Here is a 24,805-nt window from a genome sequence, read left to right on the forward strand (position 1 = left end):
ATGAGCAAGCGGGTTCTCATCACCGGTGGCGGATCGGGCATCGGCAAGGCAATGGCTCAGGCCTTTGCAGTCGATGGTGCCCGGATCTTTGTCACCGATATGGACGAGGCCGCGTTGGCTCAGTGCCCTAATAGTTGGCTGAAAATGACCGGCGACGCCAGCGATCCTGAGCACATGCGGGCGGTGTTCGCGTGCATTTCAGATGAGTGGGATGGCATCGACGTCGTCTGCGCCAATGCCGGCATTGCCGGTCCCACGGCTCTGGTCGAGGATGTCGAGCCGGAAGATTTCCGCCGCTGCGTGGCAGTCAATCTCGAAGGCGCGTTTCTGGCCGCAAAATATGCCGCGCCGATGATGAAAGCGCAAAAATCCGGCGTCATCCTGATCACCTCGTCGAATGCAGGCATCAACGGTTTTCCAAACCGGTCACCCTATTCATCGGCGAAATGGGCCGTGATCGGCCTGATGAAGACGTTGGCCATGGAGCTCGGCCCCTACGGTATCCGCGCCAATGCGATCGCACCGGGATGCGTTGAAGGTCCGCGGATTGATGGTGTGATTGCGCGTGAGGCCAAGGCCAAGGGCACAACGCCCGAAGCCATCCGGGCAGGCTACGAGGCGGGCGTTTCAATGCGCTCCTTCGTCTCGGCTCAGGACATAGCCAATATGGCCGTTTTTCTGGCGTCCGACGGTGCACGGCTGGTGTCAGGCCAGGTGATTGCCGTTGATGGCCATACTGAAAACCCCGACCCAAAGGTATGAGAACATGGATTTCGGACTGACCCAGGAACAGGAGATGATCGTCGAGACCACACGGGCTTTCGTCGAGAATGAACTCTATCCGCACGAAGCCGAGGTTGAACGCACCGGCCATCTCGATATGGATCTTGTCCGCGAGATCCAGCAGAAGGCGATCGCTGCCGGTCTCTATGCCGCAAACATCCCCGAAGAATTCGGCGGCGCCGGCCTCGATACGCCGACCTGGTTGCTCTACGAGAAGGAGCTTGGCCGCGCCAATTACGCGCTGCACTGGACCTGCGTCGCTCGGCCCTCCAACATTCTCTGCGCCGGAACACCTGATCAGCGCGCTCGGTATCTCGAGCCCTGCGTTGCTGGCGAAAAATGGGATTGCCTGGCCATGACCGAGCCGGGCGCCGGCTCCGATCTGCGCGGCATGAAGGCGAGCGCCAAGCAGGATGGCACGGACTGGGTGCTCAACGGCACCAAGCATTTCATCTCGCACGCCGATATCGCCGATTTCACCATCGCCTTCATGGCCACCGGCGAGGAAGAAACGCCGCGCGGGCCGAAAAAACTGATCACTGCGTTCTTTGTCGACAAGGGTACACCGGGTTATGCCGTTCGCGACGGTTACCGCAATGTCTCCCATCGCGGCTATACCAACGCCATCCTCGAATTCGACAACTGCCGCATTCCTGCTGAAAATGTGCTCGGCGAAGTCCATAAGGGGTTTGAAGTCGCCAACACCTGGCTCGGCGCAACCCGGTTGCAGGTCGGCGCGACATGTCTTGGCCGCGCCGACCGCGCCTTCCAGCATTCGGTCGAATGGGCGGCTACCCGCGAGCAGTTCGGTCAGCCGATCGGCAAATTCCAGGGCGTCTCGTTCAAGCTCGCCGACATGGCGATGGAAATGCAGGCGGCTGAGCTGATGATCCTCGAAGCCGGTTGGAAATTCGACCAGGGCACAGCGTCGGATGCCGACATGGCAATGGCCAAGCTCAAGGCCACCGAAATGCTGGCCATGGTCGCCGATGAAGCAATCCAGATCCATGGCGGCATGGGGCTGATGGATGAACTACCGCTCGAACGTATCTGGCGTGACGCCCGCATCGAACGTATCTGGGAAGGCACATCCGAGATCCAGCGCCACATCATCTCGCGCTCGCTGCTGCGTCCGTTTGGCGCGTGATCCAACCATGAAACCTGACCTTTCCCGCCTTCTAAGGCCCAGATCCATCGCGCTGTTTGGCGGCGGCTGGGCCGTCAATGTTGTGGCGCAGCTGAAGAAATCCGGCTTTGATGGCGACATCTGGCCGGTCAATCCGAAACGTAGTGACATCCTCGGCGTGCACTGCATCGCCTCCATTGATGATCTGCCGGGCGCGCCAGATGCCAGCTTCATCGGCGTCAATCGCGATGCGACCATCGAGGTGGTCGAAAAGCTCAGCACCATGGGAGCCGGCGGGGCAACCTGTTTTGCCTCAGGCTTTCTCGAAAGCGAAACTGAAACTGCCGGCGGGGCTGATCTGCAGGCGCGGCTTGTCGAGGCCGCAGGCGATATGCCGATTCTCGGGCCCAATTGCTACGGGCTTCTCAACTATCTCGATAATGTCACGCTGTGGCCGGATCAGCACGGCGGCATGACTGTGGATCGTGGCGTGGCAATTATCGCCCAGTCCTCCAACATCGCCATCAACATGACCATGCAGGCCCGCGGTCTGCCGATTGCCTATGTGATTGCCGCCGGCAATCAGGCGCAGGTCGGCGCCAGCGCCATCGCCGAAGCACTGCTTGACGATGATCGTGTCACCGCCATCGGGCTTTATCTCGAAGGTTTTGGTGATATCCGTGCATTGGAAGCCTTAGCCGCCAAGGCGCACGCCAAGGGTAAACCGGTGGTCGCCATCAAGATCGGCCGCTCCGATAAGGCCCGCGCTGCCACGATGACCCACACCGCTTCGCTGGCCGGCGATGCCGCAGCTGGCTCGGCATTGCTCAAACGTCTCGGGATCATTGAGGTCGAGACAATTGCAGTCTTTCTTGAAACGCTCAAGCTTCTGCATATGGTCGGGCCGTTGCCGGGGTCCGCAATCTGTTCGGTCAGTTGCTCCGGTGGCGAAGCAAGCCTGATGGCGGATCTGAGCAGCGGGACCAATCTGGAGTTTGCCGATTTCGCGCCAGCTCAACGCGCCGCGTTGAAAGCCGAACTTGGACCCATCGTCACCATCGCCAATCCGCTCGATTATCACACCTTCATCTGGGGTGACACGCCTCGCATGACCCGGATGTTCTCGATGGTCATGGCCGAAACATTTGACCTCATCGTCTTCATTCTGGACCTCCCACGTGCCGACCGCTGCGACCCGTCAGGCTATCAATGCGCAGTCGACGCCATTGTTGCAGCCAAGGCAGACACCGGCGCGCGCGTTGCGGTATTGGCGAGCCTGCCTGAAAATATGTCGGACAGCTTCACTCGCAGTTTCATGGAGGGAGGTGTCGCCGTCCTCCACGGCATGAGTGAAGGCATAGCGGCCATAAACTCCGCCATTGCCGCAGGCCGGATCAGCAGTAGTGAAGCTCCGGGTGTGCAGCTGGCATCAACGCATGCCGGAACGCCCGTCACCCTCAGTGAGGCTGCCTCGAAAGACGTTCTGTCCGGCTTTGGCCTCAAATGTCCGCAGAGCCGAACCGCTGCGACAATCGATGAGTTGGCCGAAGCTTCCGCCGCACTGGAATTTCCTGTCGTGCTCAAGGGAACGGGCGCGGCGCACAAGAGCGAAGCCGGGCTGGTGGTGCTCAATATTCCAAACCAGCAGGATCTTGTTGCTGCGGCTGAACATATGAGCGGCACAGCTCAAGGGTATCTGGTCGAGGAAATGGTGTCAGGCCAACTTGCCGAACTGTTGATCGGCATCACCCGTGATCCGACAGGCATGTTTCTGTTGACCCTCGGCGCCGGAGGCGTTCTGACCGAGCTGCTGGGGGACACGGCCAGCTTGCTCTTGCCCGCAAGCCGGACCGAGATTGAGGCCGCATTCAAGAGCCTGAAGGTCGGCCGGCTGCTTGAAGGCTATCGCGGCAAACCGGCAGCAGACATCGCGTCGCTGGTCGATGCGGCGATGGCTGTGTGCAACTATGCTGAAGCTCACGCCGACCGGCTCATTGAGCTGGAAGTCAATCCATTGATCGCCCGCACGTCTGACGCCATAGCCGTCGACGCGCTGATTTGTCTGAATGAGGAAGGAACCCGACCATGACCGGACCAATCAAGACCCGTATTGTTGGCCACGTGCTGGAAGTCACGCTTGACCGGCCAAAGGCCAATGCGGTCGATTTGGAAACCAGCCGTATCATGGGCGAGGTGTTCCGCGATTTCCGTGACAATCCGGATTTGCGTGTCGCAATCCTCACTGGCGCCGGCGAGAAATTCTTTTGCCCCGGCTGGGACCTGAAGGCTGCAGCCGATGGCGATGCGGTCGATGGCGATTACGGCGTCGGCGGCTTCGGTGGACTTCAGGAACTGCCGCATCTCAACAAGCCGGTGATCTGCGCCGTCAACGGCATCTGTTGTGGTGGCGGGCTGGAGATAGCACTGTCCTGCGACATCATTCTGGCAGCCGAACATGCCAGTTTTGCACTGCCTGAAATCCGCTCGGGCACCGTCGCCGATGCGGCTTCGATCAAGCTGCCCAAGCGCATTCCCTATCATATCGCCATGGAAATGCTGTTCACCGGCCGCTGGCTTGATGCCGAGGAAGCCCACCGCTGGGGCTTCGTCAACCAGATTCATAAGGCCGATGAGCTGATGGTCAAGGCCTGGGAAATGGCCGAGCTGCTCGCGTCCGGCCCGCCGCTGGTTTTTGCCGCGATCAAGGAAGTGGTGCGCGAAGCCGAAGGCGAGAAATTCCAGGACACCATGAACAAGGTCACCAAACGGCAATTACGCACCGTTGATACACTCTATGGCTCTGAGGACAATCTCGAAGGATCAAAGGCTTTTGCCGAAAAGCGCGATCCGGTCTGGAAGGGCAAATAGGTCGACGCCTGACCGCTCAGATCTTGGTATGCATCTGATAGCCCGGTGCAAAGGTCAGCCGCACCGAGGTGATCACCAGCCCCTTGTTCCAGGTGCTGCGGTCTATGACGAACAGACCTTCGCCTTCCTTGCAGGCAAGGATTTCGGCTTCGCGTTTGCCTGCAGTCATTGCCGAGAACGAGAAGTCGCCACCCTCGAACGGGATGTTTGCCACCAGCCACTCATTGGCGCTTTTGACGGTGAGATCGGCTGTCTCGATGCCGGGCACCGCTGCTGTGTTGATCCAGCGGTCTCCGAACACATAGGGTTTGCCGTCAGCCAGATGCAGCGTGACCAGATGGATCAGCTTGACGCCGGACTCGATCTGCATGCGGGCCCGGATGCCTGATGGCGGCACCGCGCGCTCCTGCGTGAGCACCGTGTGGCGGTAGGTCTGGCCCTTGCCTTCGATCTCGTAGCGGATCACCGGGATATCAAGCGTGGCCTTGCGCACCGGGTTCAATGCCACCCGAGTTCCGGCCTTGCGGCGACGGTCGAGAAGTCCTGATTCGGCAAGAGCCCGAAGTGCCCGGTTGACTGTTGCCCTGGCGCAGCCGAACTCGATCGCCAGTTCCGCCTCGTTCGGAATGAAGTCTCCCGGCTTCCATTCGCGGGCGTTGATCCGGCGCAGAACTTCCGCCTGAACCGATTGCCAGCTGTTGAATTCTCCCCGCTCAAATGGCTTCTCCAAGCTCCTTCATCGCCTTCGCATAGGCCGAGACGATAGCCTCCCGTTTCACGTGCTTGCCGCCTGTCACCATGTGGCGGCCTGCCGACCAGACATCGCCTACGATGCGGTCGTCGCCGGCGAATATGTAGCAATCGAGAATTGTGTCGCCGGTTCGGCCGATAAGATCAATCGCGTCGGCATCAAGCGCCATCATGTCGGCGAGCTTGCCGACCGCTAGAGCCCCATTATTGCGCGCCGACACACTGGCCCCACCCGCGTTGATGGCATCAAACAGCCGCCGTCCGGTGGACTTGTCTTGCGTCGCCAATGCCGCGCGCGAATGATCACGCAGCCGTTGCGAGTAGTCGAGTGTTCTGAGTTCTTCCGACAGCGAGATGCGGATGTTCGAGATCCGAACCGATGGCAATCGCGCCGCCGTTTTCAAACCAGCGGACGCCATCAAAGATGCCGTCGCCCAGGCTTGATTCTGTGATCGGGCAGAGTCCTGCAATCGCTCCGCTTCTGGCGAGGCCTTCGGTTTCATGCGGCAACATCTGCGTGCAATGGATGAAACAGCGTCGCTCATTCAGCTCCATTTTTTCAAGCACCAGTTCCACCGGTCTTTTGCCATGCGCGGCCTCGATTTCCTCCACCTCTGCAATTTGCTCAGCCAAATGCATGTGCAGCGGATTGTCGCCGGCCAGCTCGGCATGGTGCGCAAGGTCTTCAATTGCAATCGCGCGCAGACTGTGCGGCGCAACCCCGATGCGGCTGTCGGCGGGCAGGTGGGCAATGGCTTCCGCAGATTTGGCATGAAGCTCGGTGTAGCGGTCAAGCGTGTTGCCAAAGCGTATTTGTCCCGGCCCCAACGGGCGCTTGTCGCAGCCGCCATATTGGTAATGCACAGGCAGAAGCGTCAATCCCATGCCGGTCGTGGCGCTTGCAGCAGCAATCCGCTCGGCCATTTCAGCCAGATTGGCATAGGGCACGCCGCCCGGCTGATGGTGCAGATAGTGAAATTCGACATTGGCGCTGTAGCCTGCTTCCAGCATTTCCATCTGCATGAAAGCGGCAATTGCTTCGACATGATCCGGCGTCAGCCGGTCGAGAAACCGAAACATCAATTGTCGCCAGGTCCAGAATGAATCCGAGGTGTTTGGCCCGCGCTTTTCGGTCAACCCCGCCATCGCCCGCTGAAATGCATGGCTGTGGCAGTTGGCTGGCGCTGGCAGCAGAATGCCGGTCTTGTGGCCACTCGATGGCTGGTCGGTTTCGATCGACACAATCAACCCGTTCTGGTCGATTTCAACCCTGACATTTTCCGCCCACCCGCTCGCCAGTAACGCTTTTTCGGCCCAAACGCTTGTCATCATCCTCGCCTCTTGACAGGTTATTATGTATATACTTATAGTTCAATCATGCGAACATAACAATGGCGAAATCATGCTTCTGACCAACGCGACATTGGCGACCATGGACGGCACGCCAGCCTATGGACTGGTAGAGCAGGGGGTAATCGTCACCGAGGCGGGGCGGATCGCCTGGGTGGGGCCGGCATCGGAATTGCCGGCTGAATTTCACGGCCATGAATCCCTCAATCTCGGCGGCCGGCTGGTAACGCCGGCGCTGATTGATTGCCATACCCATGTGGTTCATGGCGGTAACCGCGCGAAGGAATTCGAGATGCGTCTTCAGGGCGCGTCCTACGAGGAAGTTGCCCGGGCAGGCGGCGGCATCGTTTCCACCGTTGGCGCCACCCGATCCGCATCCGAGGATGATTTGCTGGCCGGCTCGCTCACCCGGGTTGATGCGCTGATTGCCGAAGGTGTTTCCACCATCGAAATCAAGTCCGGTTACGGCCTCGATATTGAAAACGAGTTGAAAATGCTGCGCGCTGCCAAGGCTGTGGCTGAACGTCGTCAGGTTAGGGTCAGGACCAGCTATCTCGGCGCGCACGCGGTGCCGCCCGAATACAAGGATCGCCCCGATGCCTATATCGACGAGGTCTGTATTCCCGGACTCGAGGCTGCCCATGCGGAAGGTCTGGTCGATGCGGTTGATGGTTTTTGCGAGGGCATTGCCTTTACACCGGACCAGATAGCCCGCGTCTTCGACAAGGCCAGGTCGCTCGGCATTCCGGTCAAGTTGCACGCCGAACAGCTATCCAACCTCGGTGGTGCGCAATTGGCCGCGAGCTATGGCGCTTTGTCTGCCGACCATCTTGAATATGCCAACGCTGCGGATGCTGCAGCCATGGCAAAAGCAGGCACCGTCGCGGTTATCCTGCCCGGTGCATTTTACACACTGCATGAAACCGCCGCGCCGCCAATTGACGCATTTCGCCAAAATGGCGTGGCGATGGCTGTAGCAACGGATTGCAATCCGGGCTCATCGCCAATGACCTCGCTGCTTCTCAGCATGAACATGGCCTGCACCCTGTTCCGCATGACACCGGAAGAAGCGCTTGCGGGTGTCACAAGAAACGCCGCCCGAGCATTGGGTCTCGGTGATGCAGGCATGATCAAGCCTGGCTTGCGCGCCGATCTCGCCGTTTGGAATGTCGAGCATCCGGCGGAACTGGCCTACCGCATTGGATTCAACCCGCTCTGGAAGCGGATTTATGGAGGCGCGCTATGAAGCTGACGCTATTGCCCGGTCAGGCGACGCTTGGCCAACTCGAACAGATCTGGCGCACCGGTGTTGCAGCGGTTCTCGATGACAGCGCCCTGCCGGGTATTGAGGCGGCCGCAGATCTTGTCCGTCAGGCTGCGGCCGGCGACGAGGCGGTTTATGGCGTCAATACCGGTTTCGGTAAGCTTGCCAGTGTCCGCATCAAGCCCGGCGATACCGCGCAGTTGCAGCGCAACCTGATCCTGTCGCATTGCTGCGGCGTCGGCGAGCCACTCGACATCGCCACCACCCGGTTGATGATGGCGCTGAAGCTGCTTTCGGCCGGGCGCGGCGCTTCCGGCATCACCTGGAAAACCCTGTCGGTCATTCAGGACATGCTGGCCAAGGGCGTCACGCCTGTGACTCCGAGTCAGGGTTCTGTAGGCGCTTCGGGTGATCTGGCGCCACTGGCGCATATGGCCGCCGCCATGATCGGCGAGGGGGAGGCGATCTTTGACGGCGAACGCATGCCTGCCGGAAAGGCGCTGGCCGCCGCCGGAGTCGAGCCTGCCGTGCTGGCGCCGAAAGAAGGTCTCGGCCTGATCAACGGCACGCAATTCTCAACGGCCTGCGCGCTGGTTGGTTATTTCTCCGCCATCCGCAATCTTCAGGCCAGTGTCGTCTCTTCCTGCCTGTCGACCGATGCGATCATGGGATCGACGGCGCCGCTTGAAGCCGGCATTCATGCGTTCCGTGGCCACCGTGGCCAGATCGATGTCGCTCGGGCCATGCGCGCGGTGATGGATGGCTCTGAAATCCGCGAAAGCCACCGCTCCGGCGATACGCGCGTGCAGGATCCCTATTGCATTCGCTGCCAGCCGCAGGTGGCGGGCGCGGCACTCGATCTGTTGCGCTTTGCCGGTCAGACGCTGGAGGTCGAGGCCAATGCGGTCTCCGACAATCCTCTGGTGCTGGTCGCTGAAGGCAAGATCGTCTCCGGCGGCAACTTCCACGCCGAGCCGGTGGCTTTTGCTGCCGACCAGATCGCCATCGCCATCGCCGAGATCGGCGCCATTTCCCAGCGTCGCGTAGCTCTTATGGTCGATCCGACCCTGTCGTTTGACTTGCCGCCGTTCCTGACGCCGGCGCCGGGGCTGAACTCAGGCCTGATGATCGCCGAAGTCACCACGGCGGCACTGATGAGCGAGAACAAGCATCTCGCCAACCCGTGCTCGACCGATTCCACGCCTACCTCGGCCAACCAGGAAGACCATGTCTCCATGGCTGCCCACGGTGCGCGGCGGTTGTTGCGGATGAACGACAATCTCAACGTCATCGTCGGCGTCGAATTGATGTGCGCAGCGCAAGGCGTCGAGTTTCGTGCACCGCTGACCACAAGCCCGGCTTTGCAGTCTGCTCTCGCCTTGATCCGCTCCGAGATTGCCACCCTCAAGGACGACCGGTTCATGGCCGGTGACATCGCCAAGGCCGCATCGCTGGTGGCCGAGGGCTTGGTTCAGGCCGAATGCAATGTGGCCGGTCTGCTTGCCGGAGAGGCGGCATGACCCCAGTCGATATCAAACAGGGAAGCGGCCCAATTGTTCTGGGCCTTCCGCATACCGGCACCCACGTCCCGGCCGACATTTTTGCCCGCCTGACGCCGCTCGGGCAAACGCTGGGCGACACCGATTGGCATGTCGACCAGCTCTATGACGGCCTGCTGGATGGCGTCACCACGGTGCGCGCCAATTTCCATCGTTACGTTATCGACGCCAACCGCGATCCGTCGGGCGAAAGCCTCTATCCGGGCCAGAACACCACCGGTCTGGTTCCGATGACTGATTTCGACGGCAAGCCCCTGTGGCTGGAAGAGCCGGACGCTGCGGAAATCGAGGCGCGCAGGCTCGCCTGGCACGCGCCGTATCATGCAGCGCTGGAAGCCGAGCTTGCGCGGGTCCGTCAGATCCATGGCGTTGCAATCCTCTATGATTGCCATTCGATCCGCTCCAACATCCCGTTCCTGTTTGAAGGCACGCTGCCGGACTTCAATATCGGCACCAACAATGGCGCCACCTGCGCCCCTGTGATCGAAGGTGTTGTGTCGGGCATCTGCGCCGGAGCGGAAGGTTATTCGAGCATTCTCAATGGCCGCTTCAAGGGGGGCTGGACCACGCGGCATTATGGTCGCCCGGCCGACAATATTCACGCCATCCAGATGGAACTGGCGCAAAGCACGCATCTCGCAGCCGAGGAACTCCCCTTTGCCTACGATCAGGCCAAGGCCGAGAAACTGCGGGTGCACCTCAAAACCATTCTGACAGCTCTTCAAGATCTGACATCTTCCCTGGGAGGCCACGCATGACCAATCCGAGACACAATCAGCGCGACGTCTATCCGCCGACCGGCACTGAGATCACCGCCAAGAGCTGGCTGACTGAAGCGCCGATGCGGATGTTGATGAACAATCTGCATCCCGACGTCGCCGAAAACCCGCACGAGCTTGTCGTCTATGGCGGTATTGGCCGGGCGGCGCGCACCTGGAAGGATTTCGACCAGATCGTCGCAAGTCTGAAGGAATTGAATGACGACGAGACGCTTGTTGTCCAGTCGGGCAAGCCGGTGGCCGTGGTCCGCACCCATGTGGATGCGCCACGCGTGCTGATCGCCAACTCCAACCTGGTGCCGCACTGGGCCAATTGGGACCATTTCAATGAGCTCGACAAGCGCGGGCTCGCCATGTACGGCCAGATGACCGCCGGATCGTGGATCTATATCGGCACGCAGGGCATTGTGCAGGGCACCTTCGAAACCTTCGCCGAAGCCGGACGCCAGCATTATGGTGGCGATCTGAAAGGTAAGTGGATCCTGACAGGTGGTCTTGGCGGCATGGGGGGCGCCCAACCTTTGGCAGCCGTGATGGCCGGTGCCTGCTGTCTCGCCGTCGAGTGCGACGAGACCCGCATCGATTTCCGCCTGCGCACCCGCTATGTCGATGAAAAGGCCAAGACGCTGGATGAAGCGCTCGCCATGATCGACAAATGGACCAAGGCCGGAGAGGCCAAGTCGGTCGGGCTGGTGGGTAATGCGGCTGATGTCTTCGTCGAGCTTGTCGAACGCATGAAGGCTGGAGGTCCGCGCCCCGATATAGTCACCGACCAAACCTCTGCGCATGATCCGCTGCACGGCTATCTGCCGCAGGGCTGGACTGTCGCTGAATGGCGCGAAAAGCAGGAAAGCAATCCCAAGGCCGTCGAAATGGCAGCCCGCACCAGCATGAAGGCTCATGTTGCGGCGATGGTGGATTTCTGGAACGCCGGCGTTCCGACGCTCGATTACGGCAACAACATTCGCCAGGTGGCGCAGGACGAGGGACTGGAAAACGCCTTCGCATTCCCGGGCTTCGTGCCGGCCTATATCCGTCCGCTGTTTTGCCGCGGTATCGGCCCGTTCCGCTGGGTAGCGCTGTCGGGGGATCCCGAAGACATCTACAAGACCGACGCCAAGATGAAGGAACTGTTTCCCGAAAACACCCATCTGCACGCCTGGCTCGATATGGCCCGCGAACGCATCGCCTTCCAGGGCCTGCCGGCGCGAATCTGCTGGATTGGTCTTGGCGACCGCCATCGTGCAGGCCTCGCGTTCAACGAGATGGTCGCATCGGGCGAACTCAAAGCTCCGATCGTCATTGGCCGCGATCATCTTGATTCAGGCTCTGTTGCTTCGCCCAACCGCGAAACCGAATCCATGAAGGACGGCTCGGATGCCGTCAGCGACTGGCCGCTGCTGAACGCTCTGGTCAACACCGCGTCCGGCGCCACCTGGGTATCGATCCACCATGGCGGTGGAGTCGGTATGGGGTTCTCGCAGCATTCGGGTATGGTCGTTGTCGCCGATGGCACCGACGCCGCCGCCAAACGCCTCGAACGGGTGCTGTGGAACGATCCGGCTTCCGGTGTCTGGCGTCACGCCGATGCCGGCTACGAAATCGCGCTCGATTGCGCGCGCGAACATGGGCTCAATCTGCCCGCAATCCTTGGGTGAACCAAACTGAGAGGAACGAAAATGCAGAGAAGAAAATTCCTGACGGCAGGCGTCGCCGGTGCAGCCGCGGCTGCGACCCTTGCCACGCCTGCAATCGCGCAGGACAAGCGCCAATGGAAGATGGTCACCGCGTGGCCTAAGAACCTTCCCGGTCCGGGCGTCGCAGCCCAGCTTTTGGCCGACCGCATCACCACGCTGTCTGGCGGCCGCATTGAGGTCAAGCTCTATGCAGCGGGCGAAATCGTTCCGGGACCGGGCGTTTTTGACGCTGTCTCCGAAGGCACTGCCGAGCTCTACCATGCCGTTCCCGCCTATTGGGGTTCCAAGTCCAAGGGCATCCTGTTGTTTGGTTCGCAGCCTTTCGGCCTGCGCGCAGACGAGCAGTTCGGCTGGATGCAGCATGGCGGTGGCCAGGCGCTCTATGACGAAATGTACGGCCGCTTTGGCGTCAAGCCGTTCCTGTGCGGCAACTCCGGTCCGCAATGGGCCGGCTGGTTCCGCAACGAGATCAACTCGGTCGAAGACCTCAAGGGCTTGAAGTTCCGCACCACCGGCCTGGCGTCCGAAATGGCCACCAAGCTTGGCATGGCTGCCCAGGCGATGGGTGGACCACCGATGTTCCAGGCACTGCAGACCGGTGCCCTTGATGCCGGCGAATTCATCGGCCCGTGGACTGATTCAGCACTCGGCTTTTATCAGGTTGCCAAGAACTACTATTGGCCCGGCGTCGGTGAGCCGTCTTCTGCGGAAGAATGTGGCGTCAACGCCAAGGCCTACAGCGAATTGCCGGAAGACCTGCAGCAGGTTGTCTCGCTGGCCTGCGAAAGCCTCTACAATCCGGTCTGGACCGAATACACGACCAAGCATGCGCAATCGCTCAAGACGCTGGTCTCCGAGCATGGCGTCAATGTTCGCAAGCTGCCCGACGATGTCGTCGCTGCAATGGGCAAGGCGGCGGAAGAAGTCGTTGACGAATTGCGCCAGAATGACGATGAACTGGTCAAGCGCATCACCGAAAGTTACATCGCCTATCGCGATCTGGTCGGTGGCTACATGACCTACGCCGACAACGGGCAGATGAATGCCCGTGCGTCTGTAATGGGTTACTGATCGATCTAGCCATATGCCGGCGCGGTGCCCGAGGGTGCCGCGCCGGCTGATTTCAGGGCAAAGGGGACCATATGCAGCGCCTGGCGGACTTTCTTGACGGCGTCAGCCGGGTGACGGCCAGCATCGTGCGGTGGCTGGCTCTGTTGATGGTACTGGTGCAATTCGCCATTGTCGTCGGCCGCTATGTGTTCGGCGTCAATTCGATCGCCGCCCAGGAAAGCGTGCTCTACATGCACGCAACTCTGTTCATGCTCGGTGCGGGATACACGTTGCTGGTCGACAAGCATGTCCGTGTTGACGTGTTTTATGCCAAGGCGAGCCCGAACGGTCGCCGACGCATCGATATTTTCGGCCATATCCTGCTGTTGATCCCGTCGATGCTGGTGCTGCTCTATTGGTCCTGGCCGTCGGTGCGTAATTCCTGGAAAATCCTGGAAGGGCCAATTTCGGTCGGCGGCATCGAAGCGGTGTTTCTGCTCAAGACGCTGATCCCGGCGTTCTGCATCCTGCTGGTTCTGCAATCGCTGTCGCTGCTGATCCGACTTTTTCTGACCCGACCTGACGCCGCAAAGGCCGACGCATGAGCCAGTATCTCGATCTCATCATGTTCGCCGGGCTGATGGGCGGCATCCTGCTCGGCTTTCCGGTGTCGTTCACCATCGCCGGTATCGCGGTCATTTTCGCCTATCTCGGCTGGGCACTCGGGGTGATGGACATTACTCTTTTGGGTGCCACCGGCCAGCGCGTGTTCGGACTATTGTCCAACCAGGTGCTGATCGCCATTCCGCTGTTCGTGCTGATGGGCGCGGTGCTGGAGAAAAGCCGCATTGCCGAGGAACTGCTCGATACCATGGGCCGGCTGTTCGGGCAGTTGCGCGGTGGTTTGGGCATTTCCGTCGTGCTGGTCGGCGCACTGCTTGCCGCCTCCACCGGCATTGTCGGCGCCACCGTTGTGGCCATGGGCATGATCGCGCTGCCGACCATGCTGCGCTCGGGCTATGATCCGCGCGTCGCCTCCGGCATCGTCTGCACTGCAGGCACGCTGGGACAGATCATCCCGCCCTCAACGCTGCTGATCATTCTCGCCGATGTGATGTCGAACGCCTATCAGCAGGCGCAATACGAGCAGGGCAAGTTTTCGGTTGAGGCGCTGTCGGTGGGTCAGTTTTTTGCCGCCGCCATCATTCCCGGCCTGACGCTGGTGCTGCTCTATCTCATCTATATTCTGGTGCGCGGCCTGCTGAGGCCGCAAGACATGCCGCCGGCCTCGCTTGATCTCGCCAAGCCCGACCGGCGCGAAATCATCTCGGCGATCGTGCCGCCGGTGCTGCTGATCATTGCTGTTCTCGGCGCGATCCTTGGCGGTGTCGCAACCCCCACCGAAGCTGCTGCCGTCGGCGCTGTCGGCGCATTGCTGATGGCCGGTATGCGGGTTGGCAAGAACCCGCGGATCATCCTCTGGGGCGCTGCCGCGCTGATCTGCCTTGGCGTCTTTGCCGGCCTGTTTCCGGTGCGCCTGCAGCGCAACGATCTCGGCATTTTCTCGCTGGCAGCAGGCGGCTTCTACATTGTTCTTACAATCATCGGGGCGGTGGCGATCCTGGCTGCGCTCAAGGCCACGCTGCGCACCAAGACCCTGCACGCCGCCGTTGATTCCACGCTCACCATGACGGCAATGATCTTCGCTACCATTCTGGCGGCCGGCATGTTTTCGCTGGTTTTCATTGGTCTTGGCGGCGAGGAGAGGGTGGCTCATATCCTCACCAACATGCCAGGCGGTCCGGCAGGCGCGCTGCTGTTCTGCATGGCCTTTGTCTTCGTGCTCGGCTTCTTTCTCGATTTCGTCGAGATCTCGGTGATCGTGCTGCCGCTGATCGCGCCGACGCTGATTGTCATGGGTCACGATCCGATTTGGCTCGGTGTACTGTTGGCGATCAATCTGCAGACCAGCTTCCTAACTCCGCCGTTTGGCTTCTCGCTGTTCTACCTGCGCGGTGCAGCCCCACCGGAAGTCACCACCGGACAGATCTATGCCGGTGTGGTGCCCTTCATCGGGTTGCAGATCGTCGGTATCTCACTGGTCTGGCTGCTGCCTCAACTGGCAACCTGGCTGCCCGGCGTGATTTTTTGAGAACTGCGATTCAGGGCGGATCGTCCACCCGGTAATCGATCGGCTTATAGCGAAAATTGTTGGATTGCCCGGCTGAACAGGCGGTCATGGCAATAATCAGGTCCATTTCGGCGCGGAATACAGTTTTCTGGCCCGGCTTGCTCTTTGGTGGCAGCACCTTGATCTCGCCGCTGTCACTGTCCACCGAGACATGCATGAACACGTTAAACGCAATTGGAATAGCGTCAGCGCCGATCCCGTAAGGCGCCAGTGCATTCTCAAGATTCCCCTGGCACCCGTGATGCGGATCGGTGTCACCATAGATGATGCGGAAGGTGTCGCGCGAGCACGGCGTCAGGCTGAAATCATGGCGGCCAACCTCGTCCTCGACAATAGTCAGCATGGGGACTGAACGGTTTGAATAGAGGGTGTCGCCCTTGGTCAAAAAGATTTTGCCCGCGTAATCGATCGACCTTCCTCATGAGAGATATTCGCACTTGTCACTGGCGCTGAAGGCCACCAGGTCGGAAACCTGCTCGCCCTCCGGATCAATGACGGTAAGCAACTGGCCTTTCTTCAGTTCGAAGGCCGTGCCGCTGCGAGGTGCAATTCGATTGGTCATGTCAGGCTACATCCTTGTGGGCAAAAGGGCATTTCCATTCTTGGTCAACTGCGCGGCCGCTGTACTGACGCGCTTCGGAGGCTTCGCCATGGTCGTTGAGCATCGGGTTGATGGTGCCGGCCAGCGCTGCATCGCGCTTGCGTATGATGTCCTTCATCTTGTCGAAGCGGCCATCGGCCCGCAGCTTCTCGAACTGCAGATGCGAATTGAAAACCAGTGCCGGTTTCTCGAAACTCCGCGCTCTGGATGAATTCCTGAAATGATCTGGTCTTGTCGCTCATCGGTCTTCCACTCACTCTCCAGAGCCACTTGGGCGGGGTTGCCCGATTAAACGAGGCAAGCGCCGGGAAGTTCCCGCAAGATCATTCGACACGATCGGGGGAACCGTCGTCACGATCCCGCGTTGATAACTCATGCAGAAATGGGAGATGGTGCGATGGACGAGCCCTTGTTCGAGATCGAGAATTGGCGAGACGGCTGGTATTACAGGTTCGGTAGCCGCTACACCGGCCCGTTCCGGCTGCGCTGCAACGCCATTGCAGCCGCAGAAACATTGGTTGAACCTTTAAGCCGCGCGCGCCGGCCGCTTCTTCGTGCCTCGCTTACCAGCGCAATACCGGCGAGCAGCGTGTCGCTGACACGCACCGAAACCGGAACACCCGCGTGATCGAAATTGGTCTTGCCGTTCTCGCAGCTATCTGTCTGCTGGCCAGCCTGATGCCGCTGCTGCCCTTCGGACACGGCATGGTGCGCTCTTTCGATTTTGGCCGGCTGCAAGCCATCGCAATATCGGTGTTGGTCATTGTTGGCGCGATACTTGCCGGTTCGCTGACATCGACCCTTGTGGCTGCCGTAGTCATGGCTGTTGTGGCAATTGCCATCCAGCTTGTCTTTGTCGTGCGCTTCACCCCGCTGTGGCCGGTACAAACTGTCCAGTATGCGGGAGACAGCAAGGAGGCGCCGACAATTTCGGTGCTCACATGCAATGTCAAACAAGGCAATCGCGACTATCAAAGCGTGATTGATCTGGTCCGTGACACCCGGCCCGATATTGCCGTGTTCATGGAACCGGACCGGGCCTGGGTCGAGGCGTTGCAGCCCTGCCTGACCGAGTTCCGTCACAGCATCGAGCATCCGCAGGAGGACAGCTACGGGATCATTCTCGCGAGCCGCTATCCCTTGCTTGAGCATGAGGTTCGGTTTCTGCTCAACGAAGAAGTGCCGAGCATCTCCTGTGTAGCCCGGCTACCCGGCGGGCGCGATGTCCGGATCATTGCGCTCCATCCTGAACCGCCATTGCCCAACCGCGATACGCTTGGCCGCGACGCGGAAATTCTGGTGGTCGCCAAGCAGGCGCACAAAGAACCCTTGCCGCTGATCGTTACCGGAGATCTGAATGACGTCGCATGGTCTCGAACCACACGCCGTTTCCTTCGAATTTCCGGCCTACTTGATCCACGTCAGGGCAGGGGGATGTTCAATTCGTTTGACGCGCGTTTCTGGTTCATGCGCTGGCCGCTCGACCACATTTTTCATTCGCGCGATTTTGTACTTGTGGCGATTGAGCGGCAGCGGTTTGTCGGCTCCGACCACTTTCCGATGTTCTACTGTCTGGCGCTGACGGAGGACAAGTCCGGCGAGAACGATCCACCATCGCCACCTTCAAAAGAAGACCTCGCCGAGGCTGATGAAGCGATCCAGATCGAGGCAAACCGCAACCGGCCTCCGGCTGGCACCGATTGGGAATAGAACGGCTCTTTGTGGGGTCCCGGGGCTTATGCGTTTGCAAAGCCCCAGGATTGCTTCGTTTAAATCCCGCCGAGGCAGAGATATTTCATTTCCAGATAGTCGTCGCAGCCATATTTCGAACCTTCGCGGCCTTGGCCTGATTGCTTGACGCCGCCAAACGGGGCGACCTCGGTCGAGATCAGGCCGGTGTTGACGCCGACCATGCCGTATTCAAGCGCCTCGGCCACCCGCCAGACCCGTGTCAGATCGTTGGCGTAAAAGTAGGATGCCAGGCCGAAGATGGTATCGTTGGCCTGTTCGATCACATCGTCGACCGTGTCGAACTTGAACAGCGGTGCCACCGGGCCGAATGTTTCCTCGCCGGCGACTTTCATCTCGCGGGTCACTCCGGTCAGGATCGTTGGTTCGAAGAAGGTGCCGCCGAGCGCATGGCGGCTGCCGCCTGTGATCACCTTGGCGCCCTTGGCCTTGGCATCCTCGATGTGTTCCATCACCTTGCTCACGGCGGCTTCGCTGATCAGCGGACCGGTGGTCACGCCATCGTCAAAGCCGTCGCCAATTTTCATCTTGCTGACCGCGACTGCCAGTTTTTCCGCAAACGCGTCGTAGACACCCGACTGCACATAGATCCGGTTGGCGCAGACGCAGGTCTGGCCGTTGTTGCGGTATTTCGAGATCATCGCGCCTTCGACGGCGGCATCGAGATCGGCGTCGTCGAAGACGATGAACGGTGCATTGCCTCCGAGTTCCATCGAGGTCTTCTTGATCTGGTCGGCCGACTGCCGCATCAGGATGCGGCCAACCTCGGTCGAACCCGTGAACGTGATCTTGCGTATCTTTGGGTTGGAACAGAATTCCTGGCCAATCGGCGCGTTTGATTTCGAGGTGATGACGCTCAAGAGGCCCTTGGGTAGACCTGCGTCTTCGGCGAGTTTGGCCATGGCCAGCGCCGACAGCGGAGTTTCGGCGGCAGGCTTGGCGACAAAGGCGCAGCCCACAGCCAACGCCGGTCCGAGCTTGCGGGCAATCATCGCATTGGGAAAATTCCACGGGGTGATCGAGGCGACCACGCCAACAGGCTGCTTGAGCACAATGATGCGCTTGTCGGGCTGGTGGCCGGGGATGACGTCGCCATAGATGCGCTTGGCTTCTTCGGCAAACCACTCGATGAAGCTCGCGCCATACAGTATCTCGCCCCGGGCTTCGGCAAACGGCTTGCCCATTTCAGCGGTCAGGATCGCGCCCAGATCATCGGCATTGGCAACCATCAGATCAAAGAGTTTGCGCAACACCGTTGCGCGTTCCTTGCCGGTTTTGGCCGCCCAGTCCTTCTGTGCCAGGTGCGCGGTGTCGATTGCCGCCCTGGTCTCGTCCACACTTAGATCGGGCAGCGAGGTGATGACCGCGCCGGTCGACGGATTGAGCACGTCAAAACGCTTGCCGCTTGCTGCATCCGCCATCCAGTCGCCTCCGACAAAGGCAGAACTGATAAGCAGGTCGGGGTTCTTCAGCATGTCCGCCAGGTTTTTTGTGCTCATGGGTGTTTGGCTCCGATTTTAGAATGTGCATCGCGTAGGGGGCTTTCTCCAGCGGTGTTTGCGCCGCGGGAAGAGGCCATCCTGCCGTGTGATGGGATGAGGAAATCAGATCACATTGGTGCAATCGCTGCAAGTCAACCGGGAGCGGTTTGACGGCAGTGCTAGGCTTGCACACAAGTCGTATGGTCGGCGTCAATATCAGCCGTGCCGGTGGCGAATTACACCCGTCGAAGCCCATGCCGGTCGACCGCCGGCCGGATGGACACGCTCTATCGCTTGTCGATTGCCGCCTTGTTGCTGGTGACCTGTGTGCCCGCAGTGTCTATGACGATGGTCGAACTGTTTCGTTAAGCGAGGAAAGAACATGTTTGCTGTTGTCGTCACCTTCAAAATCAAGCCCGGCCAGATGGCCGAATTCCTGCCGCTGATCCTGGAAAATGCGCGAGCCTCGCGCGAGACCGAGGCCGGGTGTCATCAATTCGATGTCTGCCATGACGAGGCGCTGCCCGACACCGTTTTCCTCTACGAGGTCTATTCGGACCTTGCGGCCTTTGACGCCCATCGGGCGACGTCCCATTTCAAGGCCTTCGGCGAGGCTGGTGGGCAAATGATCGAGGCAAAGGACGTGCGCACTTTCGCGCAGGTGCATCGCTGAACGGTTCGTTACAAGCGCCAACTACGCCGATCGGACCCGCGGTTCTCGCAAGGGCAACCGCTTGATCGGCAGGGCCCATGATACCCATTGGACTCGTGAGCCCTGCCGGGAGCTTCCCGCCTGATCAGAGCGGCGGGGCGTAGACCGGGGTTTCGATGCCTTCCATCCGCGCCTTAATCTGCAGCGCCACGTATTTGGAGAAGAACCGCTGCAACGCCAGATTGCCACCCTGGAACCACATGTTCTCCTGCGCCACCGGCTTGTACATGTTGCGCAGTTCGCCATGCCATGGACCGGGGTCGTTGCGGGTGCCGGAACCCAGGCCCCAGCAGGTGCCGATCCGGTCGGCGGTTTCGCGCGAGACGATACTGGCCACGACCTCATGCATAGAGTGAAAGCCGGTGGACTGGATGATCACATCGGCTTCAAGCGCCGTGCCATCGGCAAAATGGATCGCCGTGTCCGAAATCCGGTCGATCTCGACCCCGGCCTTGATGCCGATTTCACCGTCGATGATCAATTGCGATGCACCGACATCGAGATAGTAGCCCGACCCGGTGCGGAACGCCTTCATCAACAGCCCGGTGTCGTCCTCCCCGAAATCGTGCAGGAACCCGGTTGCTTCGAGCTTGCGATAGAATTCAGCGTCGCGCGCGCGAATCTTTTCAGTAAGCGCACGTTGGATCGGCGGTTGCAGGGCGAAAGGCGTCGCCGCCGCAATCATGTCGGCTGTGTCGACGTCGATGCCGTTTTGCACTGCTTGTTCGGAATAGATGTCGAAGCCAAGCTCCATCAGCGTTTCCGACCGGATCACGGTTGTGGGGGAGCGCTGGACCATGGTCACCTCGGCACCTGCTTCCCACAGGTCGACCGATATGTCGTGCCCGGAACTGGCAGCCCCGATCACCACCACCTTCTTGTCGCGGTAGGCCGATCCCTCGGAATAGTGGCTGGAATGGAGGATCTCGCCCGCAAAACTGTCAGCGCCGGGCAGGTCGATCATCTTCGGCGGGCCGTAGGCGCCGGTGGCGAACACCAGCTGCGTCGGCTGCATGATCATCGGCTTGCCGTCGCGCACAAGCTCGACGCGCCAGCGCTTTGTTTCCGGATTGAATGCGGCGGAAACACACTCGGTGCTGCCCCAATAGGTCAGCTCCATGATCTTCACATAGGCTTCCAGCCAGTCGCCCATCTTGTCCTTGGGCGTAAACACCGGCCAATGGTCGGGAAACGGAACATAGGGCAGGTGATCGTACCAGACCGGGTCGTGCAGCACGAGCGAGCGGTAGCGGTTGCGCCAGGAATCGCCAGCCTTCTCGTTTCTCTCGACAATCACCGTCGGCACCCCGAGCTGTTTTAGCCGGGCGCCGAGCATGATGCCACCCTGGCCGCCGCCGATGATCAGGCAGTAAGGATCAGTGGTTCCCTCCGCAAATTCGGCTTCTTCCCGCGCGCGGCGTTCCGACCAGGTCTCGCGGTTGCGGTCTGCGCGGTGATTGACGCCGGAAATGCGCGTCATCCCGGCCGCTTCTTCATGGCCATCGAGCGACTGCAGTGTCGTTAGCATGGTCCGGCATTTGCCATCCACCAGGCTGAAGATTCCCTGGCCCTGTCCGACACTGGTCTTGAAACTGAACCAGGCCTGGATGGCGCCATCATCGGTCTTTGACGCCCGCGTGATCTGCCATGCCGATGGTGCCGCCGAAGCCAGCGTCGCAGCCAGCATCTCGGCGATTGCGGGCTTGCCTTCCATCGTCTTGATGTTCCAGGTAAACGCCACCAGATCGCGCCAGCAGCAACCGTTTTGAAGCAAATCTAGTGTTGTCTCAATGTCGCCCTTGCCGAGATTGTCGCCCAGCATGGCAAGCCAGGCTGTTGCCTCTGACGCGGGTGCTGTGTCGTGCATTTCAATACCTCCAGTTTCGGGGCTGCGCGCGCAGCCGGGAAATTGATTCCGGTCTGGCTTTCGGTCAGTCGCCCAACGGTTCCAGCACCTTGCCCTTGCGATGATTGAGCACCGTGTACTTGATCCGCCGCAGCGTTTCGCGTGCATCCGGCTCGAGCCGGTAACCGACCGCAGTTGACACCAGATCGATGATCGCCAGGAAGGCGTAGCGCGAGGCGGTTGGTTTGAGCACGTCCTGAAATTCCGGTACATCAACAGTAAGCGCCAGATCGGCAGCAGCTGACAGATCGCTGTCCGGAGTGGTGATGGCAATCGTGTTGGCGCGGTAATGCTTGGCAAGCGTCGTTGCTTCCACCACTTCACGGGTGCGTCCGGTGCCCGAGATCGCGATCACCAGATCGCCCGGCTTGAGCGTCGAGGCGGTCATCTTCATGATATAGGGGTCGGAATAGGAAGACACGATGACGCCGTAGCGAAACAGCCGGTTCTGGGTTTCCAGCGCCAACGCCGTCGAGCTTCCGCCAAGGCCGAACACCAGCACTTGCGGCGCGCTGGACACCAGTTCGGCAGCCTTCAGGATGTCCTTCGGGTCGATGCTGCGTTCGACCGCATTAAGTGCATTGCGAGCTTCGCCGAATACAACGTTCCAAAGCGGCGATCCGTTCTCGCTGGGTTCAGGAGGCGGGTTGGGAGAGAGGTAAAGCCGTCCCACCACGACGCTCTGTGCCAGCTTGAGCTTGAAATCGCGCACGCCATCGCAGCCGATGGCGCGACAAAATCGGGTAACGGTCGGCTCGCTGACTTCGGCCTTCCTCGCGATATCGGCGTTTGAGGCATCTACGGAAAAGGTCACATCTGCAAGAACCACATCGGCGACCCGTCGTTCGGCCGGGCGCAGTTCCGCGTAGGAATCCTTGATCTGGGAGAGAATGTCGGGAATCGCCTTGGCATAGTCTTCGTTGCTGGCGTCGTCCGGCGCGGCGTTGCTTTGATGCGGCTTTCCCGCTCTCTGGGTCACTGCGATATCCACCATGTAAGTTCAGTTATGGTTGTCTTTCGGCGGTGAAATTCGGTACGTTTCCGTCGACTTCAAGCCGATAATGTAGGAAACTTACACACTTTACAAGAGAAATAAGACCGGAAACATCGCATTGTGCGCCGCGAACGTAATTATCTTGCGATACGCTTGACTCCTAAGTCGGATAGTTACAAACTCTTCTCATGCGTCGGGACCCCGTTCCCGGATTGCACGAGCGGACCAGCAGTGTGAGGGACAATGACTGTCGAACAAGCCATCCATCCCAAACTCTCAGTGAGGGGCGCGACCAAGGTGTACAACACTCGGTCGGGCGACCTGTTGGCGATTGATCGTTGCTCGGTAGATGTACTGGATGGCGAAATCGTTTCGATCGTCGGCCCATCAGGTTGCGGCAAGACCACGCTGCTGTGGTCGATGTCGGGGCTGCATGGTCTCAGCGCCGGCGAGGTGCTGCTCGACGGCAAACCGGTGACCGGCCCCAATCCCGACATCAGCATGGTGTTTCAGAATGCCAATCTGCTGCCGTGGCGCAATCTCGATGCCAATATCAATTTTCCTTTCGAGATCAAGGGCATCAAGCCCGACAGGATCTGGATTGATGAATTGCTCAACCGCGTTGGACTTGAAGGCTTTGGCAATCGCTTTCCGGGCGAACTTTCGGGCGGCATGCAGCAACGCGCGGCGCTGGTAAGGGCGTTGTCGTTCAAGCCTTCGGTGCTGTTGATGGATGAGCCGTTCGGTGCGCTTGATTCGTTCACCCGCGAGGAAATGAACCGGCTGGTGGAAGAGATTTGGCTCGATACCAAAACCACCATCGTGCTGATCACCCACTCTATCGAGGAAGCGATCTTCCTTTCCGACCGCGTTGTGGTGATGAGCCCGCGGCCGGGCCGGGTCGCCAATATTCATACGGTACCGTTCGCCCGACCGCGGTCCATGGAAATCATGGCGACCAAGGAGGTTTTCGATCTCACCAACGCCATCAAGCAGGAGATCGTCGGGAACCAGCAAAGCCGCTACCCGGCGGACCGTGCTGCCGCACCCTCCCAATCTGTCCAGACAGCAGCCCAGTGAGGACGATGTGAGCGAGAAAGACGCAATACCTGAATTTAACGCTAAAACTGGCGGCGCCAGCGAGGTTGGCATTACCAACATGTCGGCGCTCACCTCGGGCCCCGGAATTAAATCCGCTGGCGAGATATTTGCGGTGGTCGCTGTTGCCGTGATTGTCATCGGCGGCATGGAGTTGCTGCTGGGCTTGTTGGAAGTGCCGCAATATGTGCTTCCCAAGCCAAGCGAGATCGCCGTGGCATTGGTCACCGATTTTCCGCTCATCGCCCCGCATCTTGGTCATACTCTGGTTGAGCTGTTCGGTGGCTTTGCCATCGGGGCTTCCGTCGGTCTGATCCTTGCTGCCGTGATCACCCAATTTCCGTTTGTCGAGAAAATTGTCACGCCTTACATCCTGCTGTTGGTGACGACGCCGATGCTGGCGCTGGTGCCGCTTCTGATCTTGCGCTTCGGCTTCGGCTACGAGCCGCGCATCATTGCCGTGGCGCTGGCTTCCGGGCCGATGGTGATGATCAACGCTGCGACCGGGTTTCGCCGTGTCGACCATGGCAAGATCGCGTTGGCCCGCTCCTATGGTGCCTCCACCCTGCAGATCTTCTGGAAGGTCCGTGCGCCGATGGCGCTGCCAATGATTTTCGTCGGCCTGATGGTCGGCTCGATCTTCGGTCTGCTGACTGCGGTCGGCGCTGAAATGGTCGGCGGCGGCTTTGGACTCGGCAACCGGCTGACGTCTTATTCATCGATGATCCAGATGCCGCAATTCTTCGCGGTGGTCTTGATCCTCTCGATCCTGGGCATCCTCATCTATGTGCTCTTTTTCCTTCTCGGGAAGAAGTACGCCAGTTGGGAAGCCTGACTGAGATCCTGT

Annotated in this window: 22 protein-coding genes and 2 pseudogenes; 16 read left to right on the forward strand and 8 right to left on the reverse strand. The window is 59.9% G+C overall.

Going from position 1 to position 24,805, the window contains the following annotated elements; genetic code table 11:
* Genes OEG84_RS22170 through OEG84_RS22185 form a run of 4 tightly spaced genes read left to right on the forward strand, consistent with a single transcriptional unit; the run spans position 1 to position 4,777 of the window.
* Positions 1-762, forward strand: a complete 762-nt coding sequence (locus tag OEG84_RS22170) for an SDR family oxidoreductase (protein WP_267655771.1) — start codon at positions 1-3, stop codon at positions 760-762.
* Positions 763-766: 4 nt separating this feature from the next.
* Positions 767-1,930, forward strand: a complete 1,164-nt coding sequence (locus tag OEG84_RS22175) for an acyl-CoA dehydrogenase family protein (protein ID WP_267656292.1) — start codon at positions 767-769, stop codon at positions 1,928-1,930.
* Between the two features lie 7 nt (positions 1,931-1,937).
* Positions 1,938-3,998: an acetate--CoA ligase family protein gene (locus OEG84_RS22180; RefSeq protein WP_267655772.1), complete on the forward strand. Its 2,061-nt coding sequence runs from the start codon at positions 1,938-1,940 to the stop codon at positions 3,996-3,998.
* Positions 3,995-4,777, forward strand: coding sequence for a carnitinyl-CoA dehydratase (locus OEG84_RS22185; protein ID WP_267655773.1), 783 nt, complete (start codon positions 3,995-3,997; stop codon positions 4,775-4,777). The genes OEG84_RS22180 and OEG84_RS22185 overlap by 4 nt, the downstream gene beginning before the upstream one ends.
* 16 nt (positions 4,778-4,793) lie before the next feature.
* On the opposite strand, the gene hutC is transcribed toward OEG84_RS22185, so the two are convergent.
* The 3 genes from hutC to OEG84_RS22195 are packed head-to-tail and all read right to left on the reverse strand — an operon-like array spanning position 4,794 to position 6,859.
* The gene (gene hutC, locus OEG84_RS22190; RefSeq protein WP_267655774.1) at positions 4,794-5,507 is read right to left on the reverse strand and encodes a histidine utilization transcriptional repressor HutC; all 714 of its coding nucleotides are present in this window, start codon (positions 5,505-5,507) and stop codon (positions 4,794-4,796) included.
* The gene (locus OEG84_RS25425) at positions 5,491-5,913 is read right to left on the reverse strand and encodes an amidohydrolase family protein (RefSeq protein WP_324288238.1); all 423 of its coding nucleotides are present in this window, start codon (positions 5,911-5,913) and stop codon (positions 5,491-5,493) included. The genes hutC and OEG84_RS25425 overlap by 17 nt, the downstream gene beginning before the upstream one ends.
* The gene (locus OEG84_RS22195) at positions 5,831-6,859 is read right to left on the reverse strand and encodes a formimidoylglutamate deiminase (protein ID WP_324288239.1); all 1,029 of its coding nucleotides are present in this window, start codon (positions 6,857-6,859) and stop codon (positions 5,831-5,833) included. Before OEG84_RS22195 ends, OEG84_RS25425 begins: the two co-directional genes overlap by 83 nt.
* Positions 6,860-6,929: 70 nt before the next feature.
* On the opposite strand from OEG84_RS22195, the gene hutI reads away from it, so the two are divergent.
* From hutI to OEG84_RS22230, 7 genes are all read left to right on the forward strand, one after another.
* A complete protein-coding gene (gene hutI / locus OEG84_RS22200; RefSeq protein ID WP_267655775.1) occupies positions 6,930-8,123 on the forward strand; it encodes an imidazolonepropionase in 1,194 nt (397 codons plus the stop codon).
* A complete protein-coding gene (hutH, locus tag OEG84_RS22205) occupies positions 8,120-9,661 on the forward strand; it encodes a histidine ammonia-lyase (RefSeq protein WP_267655776.1) in 1,542 nt (513 codons plus the stop codon). The genes hutI and hutH overlap by 4 nt, the downstream gene beginning before the upstream one ends.
* Entirely contained in the window at positions 9,658-10,458 is an 801-nt protein-coding gene (gene hutG, locus OEG84_RS22210; RefSeq protein WP_267655777.1) for an N-formylglutamate deformylase, read from the forward strand. Before hutH ends, hutG begins: the two co-directional genes overlap by 4 nt.
* Positions 10,455-12,137: a urocanate hydratase gene (gene hutU / locus OEG84_RS22215; protein ID WP_267655778.1), complete on the forward strand. Its 1,683-nt coding sequence runs from the start codon at positions 10,455-10,457 to the stop codon at positions 12,135-12,137. The genes hutG and hutU overlap by 4 nt, the downstream gene beginning before the upstream one ends.
* Positions 12,138-12,158: 21 nt before the next feature.
* Positions 12,159-13,247, forward strand: a complete 1,089-nt coding sequence (locus tag OEG84_RS22220; protein ID WP_267655779.1) for a TRAP transporter substrate-binding protein — start codon at positions 12,159-12,161, stop codon at positions 13,245-13,247.
* A 71-nt stretch (positions 13,248-13,318) separates the two neighbouring features.
* Complete coding sequence (locus OEG84_RS22225) at positions 13,319-13,831, forward strand: TRAP transporter small permease subunit (RefSeq protein ID WP_267655780.1); 513 nt, start codon at positions 13,319-13,321, stop codon at positions 13,829-13,831.
* A complete protein-coding gene (locus OEG84_RS22230) occupies positions 13,828-15,378 on the forward strand; it encodes a TRAP transporter large permease (protein ID WP_267655781.1) in 1,551 nt (516 codons plus the stop codon). Before OEG84_RS22225 ends, OEG84_RS22230 begins: the two co-directional genes overlap by 4 nt.
* A gap of 10 nt (positions 15,379-15,388) precedes the next feature.
* Here OEG84_RS22230 and OEG84_RS22235 read toward each other — a convergent pair.
* Both OEG84_RS22235 and OEG84_RS22240 read right to left on the reverse strand, forming a co-directional pair.
* A pseudogene (locus OEG84_RS22235) lies at positions 15,389-15,979 on the reverse strand (DUF1989 domain-containing protein).
* Between the two features lies 1 nt (position 15,980).
* A pseudogene (locus OEG84_RS22240) lies at positions 15,981-16,220 on the reverse strand (YqcI/YcgG family protein); the annotation flags it as partial.
* Positions 16,221-16,415: 195 nt separating this feature from the next.
* Between OEG84_RS22240 and OEG84_RS22245 the strand changes: the two are divergent.
* Together OEG84_RS22245 and OEG84_RS22250 are read left to right on the forward strand one after the other, a co-directional pair.
* The gene (locus OEG84_RS22245; protein ID WP_267655782.1) at positions 16,416-16,646 is read left to right on the forward strand and encodes a hypothetical protein; all 231 of its coding nucleotides are present in this window, start codon (positions 16,416-16,418) and stop codon (positions 16,644-16,646) included.
* Complete coding sequence (locus OEG84_RS22250; protein ID WP_267655783.1) at positions 16,643-17,728, forward strand: endonuclease/exonuclease/phosphatase family protein; 1,086 nt, start codon at positions 16,643-16,645, stop codon at positions 17,726-17,728. The genes OEG84_RS22245 and OEG84_RS22250 overlap by 4 nt, the downstream gene beginning before the upstream one ends.
* Before the next feature lie 59 nt (positions 17,729-17,787).
* Here the strand turns inward: OEG84_RS22250 and OEG84_RS22255 are convergent, their stop codons facing one another.
* Complete coding sequence (locus OEG84_RS22255; protein ID WP_267655784.1) at positions 17,788-19,266, reverse strand: NAD-dependent succinate-semialdehyde dehydrogenase; 1,479 nt, start codon at positions 19,264-19,266, stop codon at positions 17,788-17,790.
* A 364-nt stretch (positions 19,267-19,630) separates the two neighbouring features.
* Here OEG84_RS22255 and OEG84_RS22260 point away from each other — a divergent pair, with 364 nt between their 5' ends.
* Positions 19,631-19,921, forward strand: coding sequence for a putative quinol monooxygenase (locus OEG84_RS22260; RefSeq protein ID WP_267655785.1), 291 nt, complete (start codon positions 19,631-19,633; stop codon positions 19,919-19,921).
* Positions 19,922-20,045: 124 nt separating this feature from the next.
* Here OEG84_RS22260 and OEG84_RS22265 read toward each other — a convergent pair whose 3' ends face one another.
* Positions 20,046-21,827, reverse strand: a complete 1,782-nt coding sequence (locus OEG84_RS22265) for a flavin-containing monooxygenase (protein ID WP_267655787.1) — start codon at positions 21,825-21,827, stop codon at positions 20,046-20,048.
* 64 nt (positions 21,828-21,891) lie between these two features.
* The gene (locus OEG84_RS22270) at positions 21,892-22,845 is read right to left on the reverse strand and encodes a MurR/RpiR family transcriptional regulator (RefSeq protein ID WP_267655788.1); all 954 of its coding nucleotides are present in this window, start codon (positions 22,843-22,845) and stop codon (positions 21,892-21,894) included.
* A 258-nt stretch (positions 22,846-23,103) separates the two neighbouring features.
* On the opposite strand from OEG84_RS22270, the gene OEG84_RS22275 reads away from it, so the two are divergent.
* Positions 23,104-23,940, forward strand: a complete 837-nt coding sequence (locus tag OEG84_RS22275; protein ID WP_267655789.1) for an ABC transporter ATP-binding protein — start codon at positions 23,104-23,106, stop codon at positions 23,938-23,940.
* A 7-nt stretch (positions 23,941-23,947) separates the two neighbouring features.
* Positions 23,948-24,793, forward strand: coding sequence for an ABC transporter permease (locus OEG84_RS22280; RefSeq protein WP_267655790.1), 846 nt, complete (start codon positions 23,948-23,950; stop codon positions 24,791-24,793).
* Positions 24,794-24,805 lie beyond the last annotated feature (12 nt).

Source organism: Hoeflea algicola, from assembly GCF_026619415.1.
Lineage (GTDB): Bacteria > Pseudomonadota > Alphaproteobacteria > Rhizobiales > Rhizobiaceae > Hoeflea > Hoeflea algicola.